The organism is Pseudomonas sp. F220, assembly GCF_057813935.1.
In genome coordinates this window covers 1-1955 of sequence record NZ_JBVASJ010000091.1, presented here as the reverse complement: position 1 = coordinate 1955, position 1955 = coordinate 1, and the positions used below count along the sequence as shown (strand labels likewise).

General features: G+C 56.4%; 1 protein-coding gene. It reads left to right on the top strand.

The genetic code is table 11. The features are described 5' to 3' along the window. The first annotated feature begins 23 nt into the window (after positions 1–23). The gene (locus ACZYSM_RS29065; protein ID WP_489077102.1) at positions 24–1202 is read left to right on the top strand and encodes an OmpA family protein; all 1179 of its coding nucleotides are present in this window, start codon (positions 24–26) and stop codon (positions 1200–1202) included. The last annotated feature ends 753 nt before the right edge of the window (positions 1203–1955 follow it).

Sequence of the window (1955 nt, the reverse complement as noted above, 5' to 3'; positions counted from 1 at the left end):
ACCCGTAAAGGAAAGGAAGCTGGATGACGGCGTTATTTGAAATGCGTATTCGAGTCGGCGGTGACCCGCGCGACTTTGGCGAGTTTACGGCACTGCGTGACGAGCTGACCAAACTGACTCATCCGGCATGTCCGGATATCGACTGGGCCAAGGTGGAGCAGTTGTGCCTGACGCTGTTCCGCGAGAATGGAGCGGATTTGCAAACCGCCGTCTCCTTTGCCCTGGCGCGTAGCCAACGCTATGGTCTGGAAGGCATGGCGCAAGGGGTGGTGCTGATTGAAGCACTTTGCAATGAATGGTCGCGGATGTGGCCGCCGATGGCCTCAGTCCGCCTGGATATCTTGGCCTGGTTGTTCGCCCAATTGCAGCCGTTGCTGCGCAGCCAAGAGATAAGCCCACGCACGGTGCCAGCCCTTACGCATCTGGATAATGAACTCATGCGTTTAAACGTACAGTTGGAACGTCAGACACAAATCCCCCAAGTTATGTTGCAGGCGCTACGTCATCAGGTGGGCGGCCTGCTGCAACGCCTGGAACGAAACCTTTACTTGGGTGAAACACTGCCTCAACCCCGGATAATACCGGAACCGGCGTTTGCGACGCCGGTGATGATTTTGCCCGCTCGGCCTATGCCAGAAGTGCCCACGGCATCCCCGCAGACCAAGCGGCGGCGTATCGCCAAATGGCTGTTTGCCGTGGCTGCGACAATCGCACTGGTCAGTGGCTTTTTGTGGCGTGATTGGTTGGCTGATCCAGACAAACGCCTGGTTCAACTGGTCCAGCAAGAACACCGAACACCCGACCCGGTACGTTTGGACAGCCTGTCACTGTTCGATGCTGGCAGTTCCGAACTCAAACCGGGCTCGACCAAAGTGCTGATCAAGGCCTTGGTCAACATCAAGGCCCAGCCGGGTTGGTTGATCGTTATTGTTGGGCATACCGACAACTCGGGAGATGCTCAGCAGAATCTTCAACTGTCCTATGCTCGTGCCTTGGCCGTGCGTAATTGGATGCAGCGCATGGGCGATATTCCCGACAGCTGCTTCGCCGTGCAGGGTGCCGCAGGTAGCCAGTCGATTGGCGATAACGCCACTGCTTCGGGGCGCGCGGCCAATCGTCGGGTGGATATCCAGCTGGTGCCGCGGGCAGGTGTTTGTGAGCAGGCTGCTGTGGCGGCGTCGTTATCGACGGGGCGTAATTAAGTGAATCGCTAAAGCTGAAATCCAATTTGGTCTTGGTGCCATGTTACCTCCGTCGGTGAGGTCAGGGCCTTGCCTACTGCCATTTAGGGGGGGCAACTTCGGTCGTTGCCAAGTTTTTGGAGGCTGTATCTCAGATGCCCCTGATTCAGGCGCGTCAGCCTGATGTGCATGGCATCGCCCACCATTTCACTGGCGTTCAGACGCCACTAGCTGGATAAATCCATGATCCACTTCAAGACCCTCGCTACCGTAGCGCTGCTGTGCTGCACATTCTGGCTCCCTGTGGCATGTCAAGCTTTTGAACCGTCCAGTTGCGTGGAAAGCTGGTTCGATGCAAGCCTAGAGGACTCCATCGCCAACGATCGAGCACCGGATCGGAAGCGGGACTGCCCCGACACAACGGATGATGGCATTGTGGGGGATACCGGTTACCGGATCATAGATGGCCGCGCGTACTGGTACTCGGTGTCCAGTAACCGTAGCAGCCCCTGTTCGGGACAGGGCGTAGGTGCATTGGGGCAGATGTTCGATCCTGTCTGCTATCTGCCCAGCAAGTTGCAAGTCCATCACACTAGCGAGGAGCGCAAATTTTGGCTGGTCAGTAACGATGGCGTGCACTTTCGTGTCGCTAGTGTCCTGTCTCTTAAATAAGTTTCTAGCCTGAGCTATGCTTCTGTGGTCAGTCAGTACTTGGAGTGATCACATGAACTCTCAGGACATCGTGCTCAGTGAAGACGAACAAATTGAACTGAG